Genomic DNA, 21,576 nt, shown 5'->3' on the forward strand with positions numbered 1-21,576 from the left:
AAACGTCCCTTTTACCGGAACCAGTTGGTTTTCGCCAGATCGATCACTTCATCGCCACGGCCATTGATAATGGCGCGCAGCATATACAGGCTAAATCCTTTGGCCTGTTCCATTTTAATTTGCGGCGGCATCGCAAGCTCTTCTTTAGCGACAGTGACATCCACCACCACCGGGCCGTCGGTGCTGAAGGCGCGCGAAAGCGCATCGTCCAGCTCGCTCGCTTTTTCTACGCGGATCCCTGGAATACCGCAGGCCTCGGCGATACGGGCGTAATTGGTGGCGTGCAGATCGGTACCATCGGTCAGATAACCGCCTGCTTTCATCTCCATCGCCACAAAGCCCAGCACGCTGTTGTTAAATACGATGACTTTTACCGGCAGGTTGAGTTGCACCAGGGAGAGCAGGTCACCCATTAACATGCTAAAGCCGCCATCGCCGCACATCGCTACCACCTGACGCGCCGGCGCGCTCGCCTGTGCGCCTATCGCCTGCGGCATGGCGTTTGCCATAGAGCCGTGGTTAAACGAGCCAATCAGGCGGCGTTTGCCGTTCATCTCCAGATAACGCGCCGCCCACACGGTTGGCGTTCCGACATCGCAGGTAAAAATGGCGTCCGGGGCGGCAAAGTGGCTTATCTGACGAGCCAGATATTGCGGATGCAGCGCTTTGTCACTGGGCTGCGCCAGATCATCAAGACCTTTGCGCGCGTCGCGGTAATCTTCCAGCGCTTTATCAAGAAAGCTACGGTCGGTTTTTTCCTCAAGCAGCGGCAGGAGGGCTGCGAGTGTGGCTTTCACATCGCCGACCAGCGCCATGTCCACTTTGCTGTGCGCGCCGATGCTGCCCGGGTTGATATCTATCTGAATGATTTTGGCGTGGGTTGGGTAGAACGCGCGATAGGGGAAGCGGGTGCCGAGCAGGATCAGCGTATCGGCGTTCATCATGGTGTGGTAGCCGGACGAGAAGCCGATAAGCCCGGTCATGCCCACATCATATGGGTTGTCATACTCGACATGCTCTTTACCGCGAAGCGCATGAACAATCGGTGCTTTGAGCGTCCGTGCGAATTCAGTGAGTTCCTGATGCGCGCCCGCGCAGCCGCTGCCGCACATCAGCGCGATGTTATCGGAATAGCGCAGCAGTTGGGCGAGCTTTTTTAGCTCGTCATGCGGCGGCACGATAACGGGTTGTGGCGCATGATACCAGGCGGGGCTGACGTCTTCCGGGGCAGGCTTAAGCGCCACATCGCCTGGCAGCACAATCACCGAGACGCCACGCTCCAGCACGGCTTTGCGTAGCGCAATGGCCAGCACCTGCGGGATCTGCTCCGGCGTTGAAACAAGCTCACAGTAGTGGCTGCATTCGCGGAACAGTTCCTGCGGGTGCGTCTCCTGAAAGTAGCCGCTGCCGATTTCGCTTGAGGGAATATGAGCCGCGATCGCGAGCACCGGCACATTGTTGCGATGGCAGTCAAACAGGCCATTGATGAGATGCAGGTTGCCCGGCCCGCAGGAACCCGCGCACACGGCCAGTTCGCCAGTGAGCTGCGCTTCTGCGCCCGCTGCGAAGGCTGCCACCTCTTCATGGCGTGTCGACATCCAGTCAATCGTGCCCATGCGGTTTAAGCTGTCGCTAAGGCCATTGAGTGAATCGCCGGTCACGCCCCAGATACGTTTGACGCCTGCCTGCTCCAGGGTTTTTGCGATATAAGACGCCACAGTCTGTTTCATTTTCCCTCCTTAGTACGTTGTCTGTGATACCGGTTACAAGCTTAGTTCAAATTGGTTTGCAGGCAGGGGATTTAACCTTTAAGTTCATAAGGTTTTATGGGGTGGCGGCGTCTTTGGGTACCGCCAGTACAGCGATGGATACGGAATAAAAAAATGCTGACAACAACACTTGTCGCCTTTAACCGGGCGCTGGACAGAGAGTCTCTGGGTAAATTACTGCTGCGCCTGACGGTAGGCGGGCTGATGCTGTTTCATGGGATGCACAAACTGCTGGATGGCGTAGACGGTATAGCGGCGATGCTGGCAGCGCGTGGTCTGCCGGAATTTATCGCTTACGGTACGCTCGCAGGCGAGGTCATCGCACCGGTGCTGGTGATACTGGGTATTCTGACGCGCCCGGCGGCGCTGGTTATCGCCTTTACGATGGTGGTGGCGTGGCTGATGGTGGGAATGGATAAAACCTGGATGCTGGATAAAACCGGCGCCTGGGCGATTGAAAATATCGTCTATTTCTTCACTGGCGCGCTGGCGGTGGCGTTTTGCGGCGCGGGCCGGTATTCAGTTGCACGCCATCCTGCCTGGCAGTAAGTAAAAGGCGCCTGAGGGCGCCTTTTTCATGATGCATTTGCACAACGTGCAGACGTCGGTCAGGCCAGCACTAAGTCGCTTGCCGGATGACACGAACACGCCAGCACATAGCCGTCGGCTATCTCCTGCTCGGTCAATGTCATGGTGCTCGTCACGCTGTAATCGCCTGAGACTACCCGCGTTTTGCAACAGCCGCAGACGCCTGCGCGACACGCGGCGTTCACCGGCACTTTATTACTCTCCAGCGCTTCAAGAAGCGTGGTGCCCACCGCGCCGTAAAATTCGCGCGCGGGCGTCAGCGTGGTGAATTTCAATCCGCTGGTGGCGGCTTCGGCGACTGGCGTGAAGAATTGCTCTTTAAAAAAGCGCGTGACGCCAAGCGCTTTCACTTCCTGCTCCACGAAATCCATATAGGGCGCGGGGCCGCATACCATCACGGTACGGCTCGCGAGATCCGGCACCGCCTGTAACATTTCGCGGGTGAGGCGACCGCGCGCAAAGCCCGGCGCATCGCCGCTCTCTGCCACCAGCGTGACCGGGTAATCCCGCCATTCGTCGGCGAAAATCACATCCTGCGGTGTGCGCACGTTATAAATCACCTGCACATCAGCCTGCGGACGGTACGTCGCAAGCCAGCGGCGCATCGACATAATCGGTGTTACGCCGCAGCCGCCCGCAAGCAGCAGATAGCGCTCTTCTGGTTTATCCGCACAGGTAAAATCCCCTTGCGCGTCGGAGAGCCACAGATAATCGCCGCGTTTTACTTCGCGCGTCAGCCAGCCCGAGCCTTCGCCGTCGTCTATCCGGCGCACCGTCAGCGTCAGCAGCGGGCTGACGCCAGGCGTTGAGGAAATGGTATAAGCGCGCAGCGTATCGGCACGGTTGCGAATGCTTACCAGCGCGTACTGCCCGGCCTGATAGGGATAGAAATCGTGGCACAGAAGCGACAGCGTCCAGACATCCGGCGTCTCCTGCCGGATGTGGTGAACCTGCATACGCCACGGGCATTGCGGGGTTGGCATTGTCATGATTTCCTCCTTATGCGCCCAGCAGCTCGCGCATATCCTGCTCAACGGTGGTCACCTGGCGCAGGCCGAATTTCTCATTCAGTACCGCCAGCAGATCCGGCGTCAGGAAGCCTGGCGCGGTCGGGCCGGTCACAATATTGGTCACGCCGAGCGACAGCAGCGTCAGCAGGATCACAATCGCTTTCTGTTCAAACCAGGAGAGCACCAGCGACAGCGGCAGATCGTTAACGCCGCAGCCCAGTTTTTCGGCAAGCGTTACCGCAAGGATAATCGCCGAATACGCATCATTACACTGGCCCGCATCCACCAGACGCGGCAGTCCTTCGATAGCGCCGAAATCAAGTTTATTGAAACGGTATTTACCGCAGGCGAGCGTCAGGATCAGGCAATCCTGCGGCACTTGTGTGGCGAAATCGGTGAAGTAGCTGCGTTCGCCGCGCGCGCCGTCACAGCCGCCCACCAGGAAGATGTGGCGCAGTTTCTCGCGACTCACCAGATCAATCAGCGTATCGGCAGCGCCGAGCAGCGTCTGGCGGCCAAAACCGACGGTGATGAGGTGCTCAATCTCAGAATACGGGAAGCCCGCCATCTGTTGCGCCTGGGCGATAACCGGCCCGAAATCGTCGCCTTCAAGATGGCTGACGCCCGGCCAGCCGACGATGCTGCGCGTCCAGATGCGGTCGTCGTAGCTGCCGATGGTCGGGTCGATGATGCAGTTGGAGGTCATCACAATCGGCCCCGGGAAGCGGGCGAATTCCACCTGCTGATTCTGCCAGCCGCTGCCGTAGTTACCGACCAGATGTTTAAATTTGCGCAGCTCCGGATAGCCGTGCGCGGGCAGCATTTCGCCGTGGGTATAGACGTTAACGCCGGTGCCTTCTGTCTGCTCAAGCAGGTTATAAAGGTCTTTAAGATCGTGGCCGGAAATCAGAATGCATTTGCCTGCGACCGCTTTGACATTCACCTGCGTCGGGGTCGGGTGGCCATATTTACTGGTTTCGCCCGCGTCCAGAATGCTCATCACTTTGAAGTTCATCTGGCCGATTTCCATCGCGCATTCCAGCAGCGCGTTCATGTCCGCAGGCCAGGTGCCGAGCCAGGCCATGATTTTATGGTACTGGGCGTAAATGTCGTTGTCTGACTTCCCGAGCACATGCGCGTGCTCCATATAGGCGGCAGCGCCTTTCAGGCCATAGAGGCAGAGCAGGCGCAGGCCGAGAATATTCTCGCCAATCACCGCTTTATCAATATTCGGCGCGAAGGCAGCGGCCTGGCGCTGTAAATCGCCGAGGTCATCACCTGCAAGCGTCAGGGCCGCCATCGGGTTATCGACCTGTGCGCTGGCGTCGATAGCCTGGCACTGCGTTTTCAGTGCGTCACGCAGGGCGAGCGCCTCGCGGGCATAACCCACAATGCGCGGAGAATCGAAGTTGACGTTGGTAAGGGTAGAGAAGAAGGCGCGCGGCGCAAAGCTGTCTACATGGTGGTCGATGATGCCAAGCTCACGTGCTTTGACCGCCCAGGCGGAAAGCCCCTGTAAAGCCGCAATCAGCAGATCCTGTAGGTCGGAGGTTTCGGCGGTTTTTCCGCACATCCCCTGCGCATACGCGCAGCCGTTGCCCGCCGGAGTACGAATCGTTTGTTCACATTGCACGCAAAACATGATGACACCTTAAAGTTATATTTGATATGCATGTTTAAGATTAGGCTTCGTCACAGGGGGTGAAAAGTTTTTTTTAAGGAACTTAAAGGGAGATTGATGTAGCGCAATTTTGGCGGCAGGAGTCTACCGCCAAAGGGGTATCAGGCAGCGAAAAACGCCATCAGCAACGGCACCAGCAGACTCAGGATAAACCCATGCACAATAGCCGCTGGCACTAGCTCCAGCCCGCCGCTGCGCTGTAATACCGGCAGGGTAAAATCCATAGAGGTCGCCCCACAAATCCCAAGCGCGGTCGAACGGCTACGACGCACCAGCGCCGGTATCAGCATAATCGCGATGAGTTCGCGCCCCAGGTCATTAAAGAACGCGGCGCTGCCAATGACCGGCCCCCAGGATTCCGTCATCAGAATCCCGGAGAGTGAATACCAGCCAAAACCGGAGGCCATCGCAAGGCCTGCGCGCAGCGGCAGATCCAGCAGCAGGGCGTTGACGGCACCTGCGATAAGCGAACTTCCCAGCACGACTACCGCCACCATCATGCCGCGGCGGTTCAGCACAATCTGTTTGAGCGTCATGCCGTTGTTGCGCAGTTGAATACCTATCAGGAACAGCAGGAAAATTAAGGTGTACTCGCTGGCTTCGGTGGCATGTTTAAGCAGCGCGAAGCCAGTCAGCCCCAGCAGGAAGCCGAGTACGACCACACCGCAAAGTTTCAGAGATTCGAGCGCCATCGCCAGACGCGACGGCAGCTTTTCCTGCCGGTGCTGGTGACGCCACGGAATAGCGCGTTCAAGCCACAAAAGTGCAGCGATATTGCACAACATAATTACCGTAATGCTGACGGCGGAATAGTGGAAAATCGCCAGCAGATTCGATGACAGGTTATCGAGAAACGCAAGGCTAATACCCATAAAGAAAAGAATGATATAAACCAGCCAGCTTAATAGCTGATTAATCAGCCGCAGCGTACCAGCCTTTCGCAGGGGAATAAGGTAGCCGAGAATAAGCGGTACTAAGATAATTAACAGTCCTGAAAACATGAGGTGCGGAGTCCGTGAAAGAGCTGAAAATAAGCGTGCCGCCACACCCTACAGAATTCACCTGACTGAGTAAAGCTGGCGTCATTAGCGCCATTTCATGGCGTTAGCGCACCATAACGCGCATTTATAGCGGTGGTTAACCATCACCTCTTTTATTATTACGAGGCGCCTCGCAGCCTTGTTTATCCGTCGGGTCTTTACCTGTTAAGCCCCTGATTGAATGGCTATACTGCCCAAAAGCAGTCATGCCTGATGCAGCCGGAGGAAAGATGTTTCTTGAGCGCGTGGAGATCGCCGGGTTTCGTGGAATTAATCGTCTGTCATTAACGCTTGAACATAATAATGTGCTAATTGGCGAAAATGCATGGGGCAAATCCAGCCTGCTGGACGCGCTGACGCTGCTGCTCAATCCCGGCGACGCGCTCTATTCTTTTACGCAACACGACTTCTGGTTCCCGCCTGGCGATATTCACGGGCGCGAGCGCCATCTGCATCTTATTTTGATTTTCCGTGAGTCAGAGCCGGGGGATTTCCAGCGCCATCGCTATCGCGGGCTGCGCACGCTCTGGACGCCGGGCGACGATGGCTATCAGCGCATTTTCTACCGGCTCGAAGGGGAACTTAATGATGATGGCAGCGTGCTGACGCTGCGCAGTTTTCTGAATGCTCAGGGCGAGGCGCTGATCATGGAGGATATCGACGCACAGGCGCGGCAGCTTATCCGGCTAAGCCCGGTGCTGCGTCTGCGTGATGCCCGCTTTATGCGCCGCCTGCATGACCGCGCCCTCACGCATACGCCGCAGGTGGAAGTCACCGCGCGTGAACTTGATTACCTGACGCGTGAACTGGTTTCGCGCCCGCAAAACCTGACGGACGAACAGATCCGTCAGGGGCTGTCGGCAATGGTCCAACTGCTGGAGCACTATTTTTCCGAACAGGGCACGCCCGGCCCGCGCTATCGCCTGATGCGTCGTCACTCGCACGATGAACAGCGCAGCTGGCGCTATCTCGACATCATTAACCGCATGATAGATAAACCGGGCGGGCGGGCCTACCGGGTGATTCTGCTTGGGCTTTTCTCTACGTTGCTGCAGGCCAAAGGCAATGTGCGGCTCGACAAATATGCGCGACCGCTGTTGCTGGTGGAAGATCCTGAAACGCGGTTGCACCCGATTATGCTGTCGGTGGCATGGCAGTTGCTGAGCCTGTTGCCGCTGCAAAAGCTCACCACCACCAATTCCGGCGAACTACTGTCCATGACGCCGGTTGAAGAGGTGTGCCGACTGGTGCGGGCCTCCGGCAAGGTCGCGGCCTGGCGTCTGGGGCCGGGCGGGATGAATGCAGAGGACAGCCGCCGCATTGCATTTCACATTCGCTTTAATCGCCCGTCCTCGCTCTTTGCGCGTTGCTGGCTGCTGGTGGAAGGTGAAACCGAAGTCTGGATGATGAACGAACTGGCGCGCCAGTGTGGTTATCACTTCGAAGCAGAAGGTATCAAAGTCATTGAGTTTGCGCAGTCAGGGTTAAAGCCGCTAATCAAATTCGCGCGCCGTATGGGCATTGAATGGCATGTACTGGTGGATGGCGATGACGCCGGACGCAAATATGCCGCGACGGTGAAAGGCGTGGTTAACAATGACAACGAACAGGTACGTCAGCATCTGACCGAGCTGCCAGCGCTGGATATGGAGCACTTCATGTATCGCGAAGGGTTTGACGCAGTATTCTACCGGGTCGCGCAGCTACCGGACGATGTTCATATGAATATGCGGCGGGTCATCGTGAAGGCTATCCATCGCTCCTCCAAACCCGATCTCGCGATTGAAGTGGCGATGGAAGCGGCTCGACGTGGCGTAGACGCAGTACCGCCGCTGCTGCGTAAAATGTTTTCCCGCGTGCTGTGGCTGGCCCGCGGGAAGGCCGATTAAGCCGCGGCGAAGTGGGCGGCTATCTGCGCTGTCATGCTGTCCAGCAGTTCATAACGGCGGCGATACTCCGCGCGTTTTTTGCTGGCGATTTCTTCCAGTGATTTACGCGCGACCTGCTGCGGCATATGGTAAAACCCCTGCGTATCTTTGTAGCCGCCGAGCGATTCCCAGAAGCTGTCATAATCGGCGTGCAACTTATCTTTTTTCTTCTTCGCATAGCGCCAGCTGCGGTAGATATGCGTCTCGTTACTGACAGCGAGTATCTGAGCTGCGGCAAAATGCTGCCCTAGCAGGCAGACCGCCTCCAGCAGCAGGCGCTTCGGAAATAACCCGTGACAGGCTTTGGTCGCAATCTGGATCTGGTCATGTTCAACCCAGGCTTTGGCGCCCTGTAAGCCGCCGATAAACAGCGTTGATTTTCCGTCGACTTCGCACAGCGTAAACGTCATTTCGGCAAGCACCATACCTTCGACGTCACGAAAAATTACCGTCGTTTCGCCTTCTTTATCCAGGTCGGCGACTGCGGCGAGATCCAGACGATAGTATGCCTCGTTCTTACCCGTAAGCGTGGCGAGCGTAACGCCCTGACGCGTCAGGTGTCCTTGCATCAGCGTCGGCGGCAAAAGGTGTGCAATATGCTGATAATGGTATTCCAGCGCGTTTAGCGCCTGCTCGCGGGTAACATTCACCGAGAGCCATGGGCGGTGCAGACGGCACGGCAGACCCGGCTGGGCATGCAGCAACGTGTCCAGCATGGGCTGTCGCGCCAGTGCCGCAAGCCAGCGGCGGGTGGCGAAAGGCGTCGCCAGCGAGCGCAGCAGGAACTTGCGGCGGTAGGCCGGGTTCTGCCAGGCCAGACCCGGCGTTTTCTGCCCAGTGGCGAGCAGACGAAAAAGTTGCCAGGCACTGTAGGCTGGCGGCGATACGGAAAGTTCGGCGAGTGCGGACATAACCCAGTCTCATTATGAAATATGAGGCTATAGGAACAAACCATCACTTAACGCAATATCAACGCCTCGGTTTATTTACTGGCTGCATAGGGTTTGGTTGAGATTGCGTTTAGAATAGGAGGGCAAACTCTGTTTACTTGTCTGGAACGTCAGGAAAGATATGAAGCTTAAGGGAAGGTTCAGGAAGCGCTACGTGGTGCTGGCTCTGATTATCGTTATCGGTGGCATCTGGCTTTGGAAGACGCTGAATGCGCCGTTGCCTCGCTATCAGACTATGCTGGTTCGCAAAGGGGACTTGCAACAGAGCGTGCTCGCAACCGGCAAGCTCGACGCACTGCGTAAGGTGGATGTCGGCGCGCAGGTGAGCGGCCAGCTTAAAACGCTGTCGGTCAATATTGGCGATAAAGTTAAAAAAGATCAGCTGCTTGGGGTGATTGACCCGGAGCAAGCCGAAAACCAGATCAAAGAAGTGGAAGCGACGCTGATGGAGCTGCGCGCCCAGCGGCGCCAGGCTGAGGCGGAAATGAAACTTGCGAGTGTGACGCTTTCCCGCCAGCAACAGTTGGCCCGCACGCAGGCGGTTTCCCGTCAGGATCTCGACACCGCGGCGACAGAGCTTGCGGTTAAAGAGGCGCAGATTGGCACTATCGATGCGCAGATTAAGCGCAACCAGGCTTCGCTTAGCACCGCGCAAACCAACCTTGATTACACCCGCATCACCGCGCCTATCGCCGGTGAGGTAACGCAGATTACGACGCTGCAGGGCCAGACGGTGATCGCAGCCCAGCAGGCGCCGAATATTCTGACGCTTGCCGATCTCAGTACAATGCTTGTGAAAGCACAGGTTTCTGAAGCGGATGTCATCCATCTTAAACCCGGTCTGAAAGCCTGGTTTACGGTGCTCGGCGATCCTCTCACGCGCTATGAAGGTCGGCTTAAAGATATTCTTCCGACGCCTGAGAAAATCAACGACGCCATTTTCTATTACGCCCGTTTTGAAGTGCCAAACCCGCAGGGGGTGCTCCGTCTCGATATGACCGCGCAGGTGCACATTCAGCTTGGCGGCGTTAACGATGTGCTGACGATCCCGCTCGCGGCGCTTGGCGAGCCGGTTGGCGATAATCGCTATAACGTCACGCTGCTGCGCAATGGGGAAACGCGCGAGCGCGAGGTGACAATCGGCGTGCGTAACGACACCCAGGTGGAAGTAGTCAAAGGCCTCGACGAAGGCGATGAAGTAGTGATTGGCCGCGCTACCGGGAGTGATGAATGACGGCGTTGCTTGAACTGCGCGATATTCGCCGCAGTTATCCGTCGGGCGAAACGGACGTAGAAGTACTCAAAGGCGTCTCGCTGACTATCAACGCCGGTGAAATGGTGGCGATTGTCGGCGCGTCCGGCTCCGGGAAATCGACGCTGATGAATATTCTCGGCTGTCTTGATAAGCCAAGCAGCGGCAGTTACAAGGTGGCGGGCGTCGACGTGGCGACGCTCAACAATGATGCATTAGCGCGTCTTCGGCGTGAGCATTTCGGTTTTATCTTTCAGCGCTATCACCTGCTTTCTCATCTTACCGCGGCCCAGAATGTTGAAGTGCCCGCGGTCTATGCCGGTACGGGCCGTGCCGCCCGGCAGGTGCGCGCGCGCGAATTACTGACCCGCCTTGGCCTTGAGGCGCGCGTCGACTACCAACCCTCACAGCTTTCCGGCGGCCAGCAGCAGCGGGTGAGCATTGCACGCGCATTGATGAACGGCGGCCAGGTGATCCTCGCGGATGAACCAACCGGCGCGCTCGACAGCCACTCCGGTGAAGAGGTGATCGCCACCTTAAAACAGCTGCGCGATCGCGGGCATACGGTGATTATCGTCACCCACGATCCACATGTCGCGGCACAGGCGGAACGGATCATCGAAATTCGCGACGGGGAGATTGTCAGTAACCCGCCCGCGGTGGAAAAGCGCAGTGGTGCAGGGCTTACGACCCAGCCGCACGAGGCGGCAGCGTTAGGGCAGTTCATTAACAGTTTCCGCGAGGCGCTGACCATGGCGTGGCTTGCGATGGCAGCCAACAAGATGCGCACACTGCTGACGATGCTCGGGATTATCATCGGCATCGCGTCGGTGGTTTCCATCGTGGTGGTCGGTGATGCCGCCAAGCAGATGGTGCTTGAGGACATTCGCTCCATCGGTACCAATACGATTGATGTTTATCCCGGCAAGGATTTCGGCGACGACGACCCGCAATATCAGCAGGCGTTGCAGTATGACGATTTGCAGGCGATCCAGCGCCAGCCGTGGGTAAGCTCCGCCACGCCCGCCGTCTCGCAGAATTTACGCCTGCGCTACGGCAATGTGGATGTGGCCGCCAGCGCCAACGGCGTGAGCGGGCAATATTTTAACGTCTACGGCATGACCTTTAGCGAGGGCAATACCTTCAACGACGAGCAGCTGCGCGGTCGTGCGCAAGTTGTGGTTATCGACAGCAACGCGCGTCGCCAGCTCTTTCCGAATAAGGCAAGCGTGGTCGGCGAAGTGGTGCTGGTGGGCAACATGCCCGCGACGGTCATCGGCGTGGCGGAAGAGAAGCAGTCGATGTTCGGCAGCAGCAAAATTCTGCGCGTCTGGATGCCTTACAGCACGATGTCCGGGCGCATCATGGGGCAGTCGTGGCTGAACTCCGTGACGGTGCGTGTGAAAGATGGCTATGACAGCGGGGAGGCGGAGCAGCAGCTCATCCGTCTGCTGACGTTGCGTCACGGCAAAAAAGACTTTTTCACCTGGAATATGGACGGCGTGTTGAAAACCGCAGAAAAGACCACACGTACACTTCAGCTCTTTTTAACGCTGGTCGCGGTCATTTCGCTGGTGGTGGGCGGTATTGGGGTGATGAATATCATGCTGGTATCCGTGACTGAGCGTACCCGTGAAATCGGCATCCGCATGGCGGTCGGCGCGCGGGCAAGCGATGTGCTGCAACAGTTTTTAATTGAAGCGGTGCTGGTCTGTCTGGTTGGAGGTGCGCTTGGTATCGGGCTTTCGCTGTTGATTGCTTTTGCGCTTCAGCTCGTTCTGCCCGGCTGGGAGATTGGTTTCTCGCCGGTGGCGCTGTTGACCGCCTTTTTGTGCTCCAGTGTGACGGGGGTTTTATTCGGCTGGCTGCCCGCCCGGAACGCCGCGAGACTTAACCCTGTCGATGCGCTGGCGCGAGAATAAATAAAAATGCCAGTCCACGGGACTGGCATTTCAGGAGCAGGATGTACACAATGAAACAGAAGAGTTACGCAACTGCGGATGCAACTTCTGCTTCAAGAGGGACAATAACGCTGGCATGGTTGCCTTTGGGACCCTGATGTACATCGAACCTCACGACTTGTCCGGCTTTCAGCGTTCTGTAGCCGTCCATCTGGATAGTAGAGTAGTGCGCGAAGATATCCTCGCCGCCGCCTTCAGGACAAATAAACCCAAACCCTTTGGCGTTATTGAACCATTTAACAGTACCCGTCTCCATGCTTCGACATCCTTCATAAGTCTTATTAAGTAAGATGGATTGAACCGGTGGGTGAGGGGGGCTGTTCAAAACCTCGCCAACTCACGCTTGTACAATTTAGAGAAATCGCACTCTTCGTCAAGCGTTGACCGGGGTCTGACAGGTGGTATTGAGTCAAAATTTTGAAGCAGTTAACGCTATTTTCATTAATGTGACAGAGCTCGCGAATACCAGTGATAGCTGGTTGCTTAATGAACATTAGGGTAGATTCAGGATGCGTATTACACTCAACCAGAGCGCCGGAAAACACGCTGGCTGTACAGTTTAACCATGATGACGACTGGCAATGAGTAAAGATAAAAGTTGGCTAGATTTTGACCATTTGGCGGAAGATGAACTGCGCGAAGCGCTAAAGCCGCCATCTATGTATAAAGTTATATTAATGAACGACGATTACACGCCGATGGAATTTGTTATTGACGTGCTACAAAAGTTCTTTTCTTATGATGTAGAACGTGCAACGCAATTGATGCTCGCAGTTCACTATCAGGGAAAGGCCATCTGTGGAGTTTTCACGGCGGAAGTCGCGGAGACCAAGGTGGCGCAGGTGAACAAATATGCGAGGGAGAACGAGCATCCGTTGATGTGTACGCTGGAAAAAGCCTGATCAAGGCAAACTATTGAGGGGGTGCCCTATGCTCAACCAGGAACTGGAACTCAGTTTAAACATGGCTTTCGCCAGAGCGCGCGAGCACCGACATGAGTTTATGACCGTCGAGCATCTGTTACTGGCTCTGCTCAGTAACCCATCGGCACGGGAGGCGCTTGAAGCCTGCTCCGTGGATCTGGTGGCGCTGCGTCAGGAACTCGAAGCCTTCATCGAACAAACCACACCCGTACTGCCCATGAGTGAAGAGGAGCGCGACACACAGCCGACGCTCAGCTTCCAACGCGTGTTGCAACGTGCGGTGTTCCACGTCCAGTCCTCCGGCCGTAGCGAAGTGACTGGCGCCAATGTCTTAGTGGCTATCTTCAGCGAACAGGAATCCCAGGCGGCTTATCTGTTGCGTAAACATGAAGTCAGCCGCCTCGATGTGGTGAATTTCATCTCCCACGGCACCCGTAAAGACGAGCCAGGCCAGGCGCCGGGCAATGACAATCCGGTCAACGAAGAGCAGGCAGGCGGGGAGGAGCGTATGGAAAACTTCACCACCAATCTCAATCAGCTTGCCCGCGTTGGCGGCATTGACCCGCTGATTGGCCGTGATAAAGAGCTGGAGCGCGCCATTCAGGTGCTCTGCCGCCGTCGTAAAAATAACCCGCTGCTGGTGGGCGAATCGGGCGTCGGGAAAACCGCGATTGCCGAAGGACTCGCCTGGCGTATCGTGCAGGGTGATGTGCCGGAAGTCATGGCCGACTGCACTATCTATGCGCTGGATATCGGCTCGCTGCTGGCGGGCACAAAATATCGCGGCGATTTTGAAAAACGCTTTAAAGCGCTGCTCAAACAACTGGAACAGGATAATAATAGCATCCTGTTTATTGATGAAATCCATACCATCATCGGTGCGGGCGCGGCTTCCGGCGGTCAGGTCGATGCGGCAAACCTTATCAAACCGCTGCTCTCCAGCGGTAAAATTCGGGTCATGGGCTCCACGACGTATCAGGAGTTCAGCAACATTTTCGAAAAAGACCGCGCGCTGGCGCGTCGCTTCCAGAAAATTGATATCACCGAGCCGAGCGTTGATGAAACCGTGCAGATCATTAACGGCCTGAAGCCGAAATATGAAGCGCACCACGACGTGCGTTATACCGCGAAAGCGGTGCGTGCGGCGGTTGAACTGGCGGTGAAATACATTAACGACCGCCATCTGCCGGATAAAGCGATTGACGTTATCGATGAGGCGGGCGCGCGCGCGCGTCTGATGCCGGTCAGCAAGCGTAAGAAAACCGTCAATGTGGCGGATATCGAATCCGTGGTGGCCCGCATCGCGCGTATTCCGGAGAAGAGCGTGTCGCAAAGCGATCGCGATACGCTGAAAAATCTGGGCGATCGCCTCAAAATGCTGGTGTTTGGTCAGGATAAAGCCATTGAGGCCTTAACCGAAGCCATCAAAATGAGCCGCGCAGGGCTGGGGCACGACCGCAAACCGGTCGGTTCTTTCCTCTTTGCTGGCCCGACTGGCGTCGGTAAAACCGAGGTGACCGTGCAGCTTTCCAAAGCGCTGGGCATTGAGCTGCTGCGTTTTGATATGTCTGAGTATATGGAGCGTCATACGGTTAGCCGTTTGATAGGCGCCCCTCCGGGTTATGTGGGCTTTGATCAAGGTGGCCTGCTGACTGACGCGGTTATCAAGCATCCGCACGCGGTGCTGCTGCTTGATGAGATTGAAAAAGCGCATCCGGATGTCTTTAACCTGCTGTTGCAGGTAATGGATAACGGAACGCTGACCGATAACAACGGGCGTAAAGCAGATTTCCGCAACGTGATTCTGGTGATGACGACCAACGCGGGCGTACGTGAAACCGAGCGTAAATCTATCGGGCTTATCCGTCAGGACAACAGCACCGATGCGATGGAAGAGATCAAAAAGATCTTTACGCCGGAGTTTCGCAACCGTCTCGACAATATCATCTGGTTCAACCATCTCTCTGCTGAGGTGATCCATCAGGTGGTCGATAAGTTCATCGTCGAATTGCAGGCGCAGCTTGATCAGAAAGGCGTCTCCCTTGAAGTGAGTCAGGAAGCGCGTGACTGGCTGGCGGAAAAAGGCTATGACCGCGCGATGGGCGCACGTCCGATGACCCGCGTCATTCAGGACAACCTGAAAAAACCACTCGCCAACGAATTGCTCTTTGGTTCGCTGGTGGATGGCGGTCAGGTGTCCGTGGCGCTGGATAAAGACGGCGATAAGCTAACGTACAGCTTCCAGAGTGCGCAGAAGCATAAGCCCGAAGCCGCGCACTAAAACTCCTACGCTTCAAACCAACGCCGGACAGCCATGTCCGGCGTTTTTTTATGTCTTTTTAAGGGCACGTCATCTCAACCCATAAAAAAAGCGCCGCTTGAGGGCGGCGCTTTTTCTCAGGCTGGCGCGGCAAACGGCGGCGCGGCCTTACTTCTCATACACGAGAAGTCAGTACAAACTTAGCGACTACGGAAGACAATGCGGCCTTTGCTCAGGTCGTACGGGGTCAGCTCAACAGTCACTTTGTCGCCCGTCAGAATGCGGATGTAGTTTTTACGCATTTTACCGGAGATATGGGCAGTTACCACGTGACCGTTTTCCAGTTCTACGCGGAACATAGTGTTAGGTAACGTTTCAAGAACGGTACCCTGCATTTCAATATTGTCTTCTTTGGCCATCTAATCCTCTGGGGTATCACTACCATAGTTTGAACCGGCAAGATAATGCCCAAGTTCACCCATTAAGTAAAGTTTTGCGGGCGAAATGCCCGTTGTACCGCTGCGCCTTCCTGCCCCCACGACAAAACCGCGCGGGCAGCGCAAGCATAACGGGGAGCGTGAGATCCAAAGCGTTGCGTTAACGGAGGGTCCCAAAACGGCGGCAGGGTAATGGCAGTCATTTTCTGCGTGCGTAAGTATAACACCCTGATAAAAAATGTGCCGAAAACATTCTGTTATCCTGCGGGCATAAAAAGGGTTTGCGGCACCCAACAGCGCTTTTCGAGCGGCAACTGACGAAACTCGGTCAGGATTTGCAAATAATCACGCCGTGGGATCTCGACTGCGCCAAGCGATGCGGTGTGCGGGTTCAACACCTGGCAGTCGATAAGCTGGCCACCCTGTGCAAGAAAGTACTCGCAAAAAACGACCAGCGCCGTTTTGGAAGCATTCTCCATACGGCTGAACATCGATTCGCCGCAAAATAGCGCGCCCTGGGCGACGCCATACATGCCGCCGATGAGGGCGTCACCCTGCCAGACTTCAATCGAATGCGCGTGCCCGAGTTCATGCAGGCGCTGCCAGGCGATGACAACATCATTGGTTATCCACGTGCCGTCATTGCGATCGTCGGCGCACCCTTGAATGACAGCGTTAAAGGCGTGATTGAGCGTCACGCGATAAGGCGAGCGGCGATGAAAGCGCTTCATGCTGCGGCTGATGTGGAGCCGGTCAGGCCAGAGCACGGCGCGTGGATCCGGCGACCACCATAAAATCGGGTCGCCCGGTGAAAACCACGGAAAAATGCCCTGTTGATAGGCCATCATCAGGCGAGCCGGGCTGAGATCGCCGCCTAATGCCAGTAAGCCGTTGGGTTCACGTAACGCCCCCTCAGGAGAGGGGAAAGCAATCGAATGACGAGAAAGCTGCACCAGACGCATCACAACGGCGCTCCCTGACAACATAGTCAAATATCAATCAATGATAGTGTACTGTTCGCTGACGAAACTGATAATAACGTCCCTGCTGCGCCAGTAATTCTGCGTGACTACCTTGCTCAATAATATGCCCGTTGTCCATGATAATGATGCGATCGAATGCCGTCAGGCCCTGCAAACGGTGAGTGACCATCAGCAGTGTCTTCTGTGCGGCGATATCGTTGACCAGCGCAAGGATTTGACGCTCGGTTTGCGCGTCAAGACCTTCCGTTGGCTCATCCAGCAGCAGCATTGGCGCGTCGTGCAGCAACGCACGTGCAATGCCGAGGCGACGCAGTTCGCCGCCTGAAAGCTGGCGTCCACCCTCGCCAAGCCATGCGTTCAATCCTTCATCCTCCAGCAGCTTTTCCAGCCCCACGCGGGTGAGGGCCGTACCAAGTGCGGCGTCATCGGCTTGAGGCGCGGCGAGGGTAAGGTTATCGCGAAGCGTGGCGCTGAACAGATGAACACGTTGCGGCACGACGCTCATGGTTGCGCGCAGCGCGGCTTCACGATAGCTGGTGAGGGAAGTGCCGCCAAGAAGAACGTCGCCCTGATCGGGATCCCAGGCGCGGGTCAGCAGTTGCAGCAGCGTCGATTTACCGCAGCCGGTGCGTCCCAGGATGGCAATATGCTCACCCGGCGCGACATCCAGCGTAACACCGCGCAGCGCAGGTTGTGGCTGCCCCGGATAGCTGAAATAGACATCACGCAGTGAGAGCGACGCGTTGCGCGGGGCATCAATACCCGGCTCGGCGAAAGTGATTTCAGCCGGCTGTTCAATGACCTCGCTGACACGACGCGCTGAAGCGATGACCTGGCCTAAATGTTGAAATGCTCCGCCTACGGGGGCGAGCGCCTCAAAGGCTGCCAGCGCACAAAAGACAAAGAGCGCAATCAGCGAACCTGGCGCGCTATTACCGCCAACGCCGCCTGCGGCCATCCACAGAATAAGCACGACCGTTATACCGCTTATGAGCGTCATCAGAGCCTGCGACAGTGCCGTTAGCCCGGCCTGACGGCGCTGCGCCTCATGCCACGCCTGTTCTGTCGCTTCAAGATTATTGCGATAACGTCTGGCTGCGCCGAAAATCGACAGCTCCGCTTGTCCCTGTAACCAGCCAGTCAACTGCTGGCGATAGCTGGCACGCAGCGCTGTCAGCGCTTCACCCACCGGACGTCCGGTGCGGTAGAAGAGGGGAGGAAACACCAGTAACGTCGCCAGCATAATGCCGCCCAGCGTCAGCGCCAGCGTAACATCCAGCAGACTCAGGCCGAATGTCACCACAACGATAACTGCCAGCGCGCCGATGAGCGGTGAAATCACGCGTAAATAAAGATGATCGAGCGTGTCGACATCGGCCACCAGCCGGTTTAGCAATTCGCCCTGCCGAAAACGGGCGAGCCCCGACGGGGAGAGCGGCAACAGACGGCTGAAGATATAAACACGCAGATGTTCCAGCACGCGGAACGTCGCTTCGTGGCTGACCAGCCGTTCAAAGTAACGCCCGGCGGTACGAAAAATGGCCGCGCCACGCACGCCTGCAGCGGGCAGCATATAGTTAAAACTGTAAAGGCCGGCCATGCCTACGACTGCCGAGGCGGAAAGAAACCACCCGGAAAGCGTCAGCAGACCGATGCTCGCGAGCAGCGTCACGATGGCCAGAACCACGCCCAGTGAAAGCAGCCATTTATGGCGTTTATAGAGCGCCAGATAAGGTAACAACGCGCGCATTTAAATCTCCTCCTGACGGTGCGCCAGCAGTGCGGCGAAATAGCCGTCGGCAGCGCTGAGCGTCGCGACGTCTCCACGCTCGACAAGACGGCCGTCGCGCATCACCCAGATTTCATCCCAGGCGGCGATATGATCAATCTGATGCGTCACCATGAGCGTGGTCTGCGACAGCGAGGCACTTTCCAGCGCCTGCATTACGCGGTGCTCGCTGCCCGCATCAAGGCTTGCAGAAGGCTCGTCCAGCAGCAGCAAACGACAGGGGCTCAGCAGGGCACGCGCCACTGCCACGCGCTGTGCCTGGCCCACAGACAACCCGGCAGACTGATCGCCAACAGGCGTATCGACACCCTGTGCGAGCAGCGGTAAAAATTCACTGACCCAGGCTTTGTCCAGCGCGGTCTGAAGCTGCGCGTCGCTGGCGTCCGGTGCCGAGAGAAGGACATTTTCTTTGAGCGTGGCGGCAGGCAACTGCGGGTTTTGTCCCACCCAGCTTAACTGTCGACGCCAGCTTTCCGGGTCCAGATCGCGCAATTCAACGCCATTGACGCGAAGCGAGCCTTCATAGGGCAGAAACCCCGCCAGCAGATTTAGCAGCGAGCTTTTTCCGGCCCCACTTTGTCCGACCAGCGCCACGCGTTTGCCGGCAGGCAGTACGAAGCTCAGCGGCCCCGCGAGACGTTTACCCTGCGGGGACAGAATGGTCAGTCCCTGCGCCTCAAGCATAATGGGCTCGCAGCCGGACAGTTCGAGCGCGCCTTTTTCTGCGTGCTGAATGGGGGTTTCCAGGAAGGTTTTCAGGCTGTCGGCTGCGCCAATTGCCTGTGCTTTGGCGTGATAAAACGTGCCCAGATCGCGCAATGGCTGAAAGAATTCCGGGGCAAGGATTAACGCAAGGAAACCGGCAAAAAGGGTCACGCCGGTGCCGTAATGGCCGAAATTAAGTTCGCCCAGATAAGAGAAACCGAAGTAGACCGCGACCAGCGCGATCGACAGGGAGGTAAAAAACTCGAGCACGCCAGAAGAGAGAAACGCCAGGCGCAATACTTCCATCGTGCGCTGGCGGAAATCCTGCGATGCAATGCGAATGTTGTCGGTTTCTGCTGCGCCACGATGAAACAGGCGCAGCGTCTCCATGCCGCGCAGGCGATCAAGGAAATTGCCGCTAAGACGCGCCAACGCCTGGAAATTGCGGCGGTTGGCGTCGGCAGCGCCCATGCCGACCATCGCCATAAACAGCGGGATCAGAGGCGCGGTGCCAAGAAGAATCAGTGCGGCGGTCCAGTTATAGGGAAAGATCGCGATCACAATCAGCAGCGGTACGCTCGCGGCCAGCGCCATTTGCGGCAGGTAGCGGGCGTAGAAGTCGTGCATGTCGTCAATCTGCTCAAGGATAAGCGTGGCCCAACTGCCCGCAGGTTTGCCCTGAATCCAGGCGGGACCGGCCTCCTGCAAGCGGTTCATCACCTGTTGGCGGATGCGCGCGCGGATATGTTGTCCGGCATGAAATCCCACTTTCTCGCGCAGCCAGACCATCCAGGCGCGCAGCACAAAAACCAGGATCAGCAGCGCAAACGGCAGCAGGAGCGCCTCGCGAGGGATGGCTTTCATAATCATATCGTGCAGAAGATCGGCCAGAAGCCAGGCCTGTGCCACGATAAGCAGACCGCTCACCACGCCCAGCAGACGTGAAAGGTTGAGCCAGCGGCGGGAGATAACGCTTTGCTGTTTGAGCCAGCGGGTCAGTTCTTGTTGACGGGTTTTATTCATTGCATGCACTGAGCAGTAAAATCCAGAGTGCTCGCCGTACGACGAGAGAGCAGGCAATGTTACAACGGGGATAAAAGAAAGGCGACTGATTCGTCGCCTTGTTTAACACGTGGAATTAGCTGTGCTTTTCAGCCAGACCGTCCAGGTAGCGTTCGGCGTCCAGCGCGGCCATACAGCCGGTGCCCGCAGAAGTGATCGCCTGACGGTAGATATGGTCCATCACGTCGCCTGCGGCGAACACGCCAGGAATACTGGTCTGGGTGGCGTTGCCGTGAATGCCAGACTGGACTTTGATATAGCCGTTTTCAAGTTCCAGCTGACCATCAAAAATCGCAGTGTTCGGGCTATGACCGATAGCCACAAACAGCCCCGCGACATCCAGCGTCTCGACGTTGTCCGGGTTTTGCGTATCGCGCAGACGCAAACCGCTCACGCCCATCTGATCGCCGGTCACTTCTTCCAGGGTACGGTGGGTATGCAGCACAATGTTGCCGCTCTCCACTTTATCCATCAGACGTTTCACCAGGATTTTCTCGGCGCGGAAGGTATCGCGACGGTGGATCAGATGCACTTCAGAGGCAATATTTGCCAGGTAAAGCGCTTCTTCTACGGCAGTATTGCCGCCGCCGATGACCGCGACTTTCTGGTTGCGGTAGAAGAACCCGTCGCAGGTAGCGCAGGCGGAAACGCCACGGCCTTTATAGGCTTCTTCAGACGGCAGCCCCAGATAGCGCGCAGACGCGCCAGTGGCGATAATCAGCGCATCGCAGGTGTATTCACCGCTGTCACCGATAAGACGGAACGGACGGTTTTGCAGGTCGACCTTGTTGATATGGTCGAACAGAATTTCGGTTTCAAACTTCGCAGCATGCTCGTGCATGCGTTCCATCAACAGCGGACCGGTCAGATCGTGCGGGTCGCCTGGCCAGTTTTCCACTTCGGTTGTGGTGGTCAGTTGACCGCCTTTTTCCATCCCGGTAATCAGAACCGGCTTCAGATTGGCGCGCGCAGCGTAGACCGCAGCGGTGTATCCCGCCGGGCCGGAGCCAAGAATTAACAGCTTACTGTGTTTAGCCGTGCCCATGAGATCCTCATTGTTGTTGGCAGACAATGGGCTGGATTGTAGGGAATTTAGCGGGCTAAAAAAAGAGTGTGGCAATTTTGTTAACGATACATGCAATAGCTTTAGCCAATAGCGCCATTATTTTTACTGATTAAAAAGCGCGGCAGATAAGGTAGTAAAATGAGGAATAATCGCTACTCGTTACCACTGTCTG

Annotated in this window: 17 protein-coding genes; 6 read left to right on the forward strand and 11 right to left on the reverse strand. The window is 56.7% G+C overall.

Annotated elements, in window-relative coordinates:
- Nucleotides 1-11: 11 nt before the first annotated feature.
- Complete coding sequence (poxB, locus tag AFK62_RS06855) at nucleotides 12-1,730, reverse strand: ubiquinone-dependent pyruvate dehydrogenase (RefSeq protein ID WP_007664594.1); 1,719 nt, start codon at nucleotides 1,728-1,730, stop codon at nucleotides 12-14.
- 153 nt (nucleotides 1,731-1,883) lie between these two features.
- On the opposite strand from poxB, the gene AFK62_RS06860 reads away from it, so the two are divergent.
- The gene (locus AFK62_RS06860) at nucleotides 1,884-2,318 is read left to right on the forward strand and encodes a DoxX family protein (protein ID WP_007664595.1); all 435 of its coding nucleotides are present in this window, start codon (nucleotides 1,884-1,886) and stop codon (nucleotides 2,316-2,318) included.
- A gap of 59 nt (nucleotides 2,319-2,377) precedes the next feature.
- Here the strand turns inward: AFK62_RS06860 and hcr are convergent, their stop codons facing one another.
- The 3 genes from hcr to AFK62_RS06875 all read right to left on the reverse strand — a co-directional run bounded on the left by hcr (nucleotide 2,378) and on the right by AFK62_RS06875 (nucleotide 6,049).
- Nucleotides 2,378-3,346, reverse strand: coding sequence for an NADH oxidoreductase (hcr, locus tag AFK62_RS06865; RefSeq protein WP_007664596.1), 969 nt, complete (start codon nucleotides 3,344-3,346; stop codon nucleotides 2,378-2,380).
- Between the two features lie 10 nt (nucleotides 3,347-3,356).
- Nucleotides 3,357-5,009 (reverse strand): hydroxylamine reductase, encoded by a 1,653-nt coding sequence (hcp, locus tag AFK62_RS06870; protein WP_007664597.1) that lies wholly within the window; start codon nucleotides 5,007-5,009, stop codon nucleotides 3,357-3,359.
- Between the two features lie 140 nt (nucleotides 5,010-5,149).
- Nucleotides 5,150-6,049, reverse strand: a complete 900-nt coding sequence (locus tag AFK62_RS06875; protein ID WP_007664599.1) for a lysine exporter LysO family protein — start codon at nucleotides 6,047-6,049, stop codon at nucleotides 5,150-5,152.
- Nucleotides 6,050-6,318: 269 nt separating this feature from the next.
- Here AFK62_RS06875 and AFK62_RS06880 point away from each other — a divergent pair, with 269 nt between their 5' ends.
- A complete protein-coding gene (locus tag AFK62_RS06880; RefSeq protein WP_007664600.1) occupies nucleotides 6,319-7,977 on the forward strand; it encodes an ATP-dependent nuclease in 1,659 nt (552 codons plus the stop codon).
- Here AFK62_RS06880 and AFK62_RS06885 read toward each other — a convergent pair.
- Nucleotides 7,974-8,927: a VirK/YbjX family protein gene (locus AFK62_RS06885; protein ID WP_007664601.1), complete on the reverse strand. Its 954-nt coding sequence runs from the start codon at nucleotides 8,925-8,927 to the stop codon at nucleotides 7,974-7,976. The genes AFK62_RS06880 and AFK62_RS06885 overlap by 4 nt on opposite strands.
- A 160-nt stretch (nucleotides 8,928-9,087) precedes the next feature.
- Between AFK62_RS06885 and macA the strand changes: the two genes are divergently transcribed.
- Nucleotides 9,088-10,200, forward strand: a complete 1,113-nt coding sequence (gene macA, locus AFK62_RS06890; protein WP_007664602.1) for a macrolide transporter subunit MacA — start codon at nucleotides 9,088-9,090, stop codon at nucleotides 10,198-10,200.
- The gene (gene macB, locus AFK62_RS06895; protein ID WP_007664615.1) at nucleotides 10,197-12,140 is read left to right on the forward strand and encodes a macrolide ABC transporter ATP-binding protein/permease MacB; all 1,944 of its coding nucleotides are present in this window, start codon (nucleotides 10,197-10,199) and stop codon (nucleotides 12,138-12,140) included. Before macA ends, macB begins: the two co-directional genes overlap by 4 nt.
- A gap of 64 nt (nucleotides 12,141-12,204) precedes the next feature.
- Here macB and cspD read toward each other — a convergent pair whose 3' ends face one another.
- Nucleotides 12,205-12,435, reverse strand: coding sequence for a cold shock-like protein CspD (gene cspD, locus AFK62_RS06900; protein ID WP_007664616.1), 231 nt, complete (start codon nucleotides 12,433-12,435; stop codon nucleotides 12,205-12,207).
- Nucleotides 12,436-12,760: 325 nt separating this feature from the next.
- Here cspD and clpS point away from each other — a divergent pair, with 325 nt between their 5' ends.
- Nucleotides 12,761-13,081 carry an ATP-dependent Clp protease adapter ClpS gene (gene clpS, locus AFK62_RS06905; RefSeq protein ID WP_007664618.1) on the forward strand — a complete coding sequence of 107 codons (321 nt, stop codon included), beginning with the start codon at nucleotides 12,761-12,763 and terminating at the stop codon, nucleotides 13,079-13,081.
- Nucleotides 13,082-13,109: 28 nt separating this feature from the next.
- Nucleotides 13,110-15,383, forward strand: a complete 2,274-nt coding sequence (gene clpA / locus AFK62_RS06910) for an ATP-dependent Clp protease ATP-binding subunit ClpA (RefSeq protein WP_007664619.1) — start codon at nucleotides 13,110-13,112, stop codon at nucleotides 15,381-15,383.
- 179 nt (nucleotides 15,384-15,562) lie between these two features.
- Here clpA and infA read toward each other — a convergent pair whose 3' ends face one another.
- The 5 genes from infA to trxB all read right to left on the reverse strand — a co-directional run bounded on the left by infA (nucleotide 15,563) and on the right by trxB (nucleotide 21,383).
- The gene (gene infA, locus AFK62_RS06915) at nucleotides 15,563-15,781 is read right to left on the reverse strand and encodes a translation initiation factor IF-1 (RefSeq protein WP_001040187.1); all 219 of its coding nucleotides are present in this window, start codon (nucleotides 15,779-15,781) and stop codon (nucleotides 15,563-15,565) included.
- 275 nt (nucleotides 15,782-16,056) lie between these two features.
- Nucleotides 16,057-16,761, reverse strand: coding sequence for a leucyl/phenylalanyl-tRNA--protein transferase (gene aat / locus AFK62_RS06920; protein ID WP_007664621.1), 705 nt, complete (start codon nucleotides 16,759-16,761; stop codon nucleotides 16,057-16,059).
- A 37-nt stretch (nucleotides 16,762-16,798) separates the two neighbouring features.
- Nucleotides 16,799-18,532 carry a heme ABC transporter ATP-binding protein/permease CydC gene (cydC, locus tag AFK62_RS06925; RefSeq protein WP_007664622.1) on the reverse strand — a complete coding sequence of 578 codons (1,734 nt, stop codon included), beginning with the start codon at nucleotides 18,530-18,532 and terminating at the stop codon, nucleotides 16,799-16,801.
- Nucleotides 18,533-20,299 carry a heme ABC transporter permease/ATP-binding protein CydD gene (cydD, locus tag AFK62_RS06930; protein WP_032983911.1) on the reverse strand — a complete coding sequence of 589 codons (1,767 nt, stop codon included), beginning with the start codon at nucleotides 20,297-20,299 and terminating at the stop codon, nucleotides 18,533-18,535.
- A 115-nt stretch (nucleotides 20,300-20,414) separates the two neighbouring features.
- A complete protein-coding gene (gene trxB / locus AFK62_RS06935; RefSeq protein ID WP_007664633.1) occupies nucleotides 20,415-21,383 on the reverse strand; it encodes a thioredoxin-disulfide reductase in 969 nt (322 codons plus the stop codon).
- Nucleotides 21,384-21,576 lie beyond the last annotated feature (193 nt).

It is taken from the genome of Cronobacter condimenti 1330 (assembly GCF_001277255.1).
Lineage (GTDB): Bacteria > Pseudomonadota > Gammaproteobacteria > Enterobacterales > Enterobacteriaceae > Cronobacter > Cronobacter condimenti.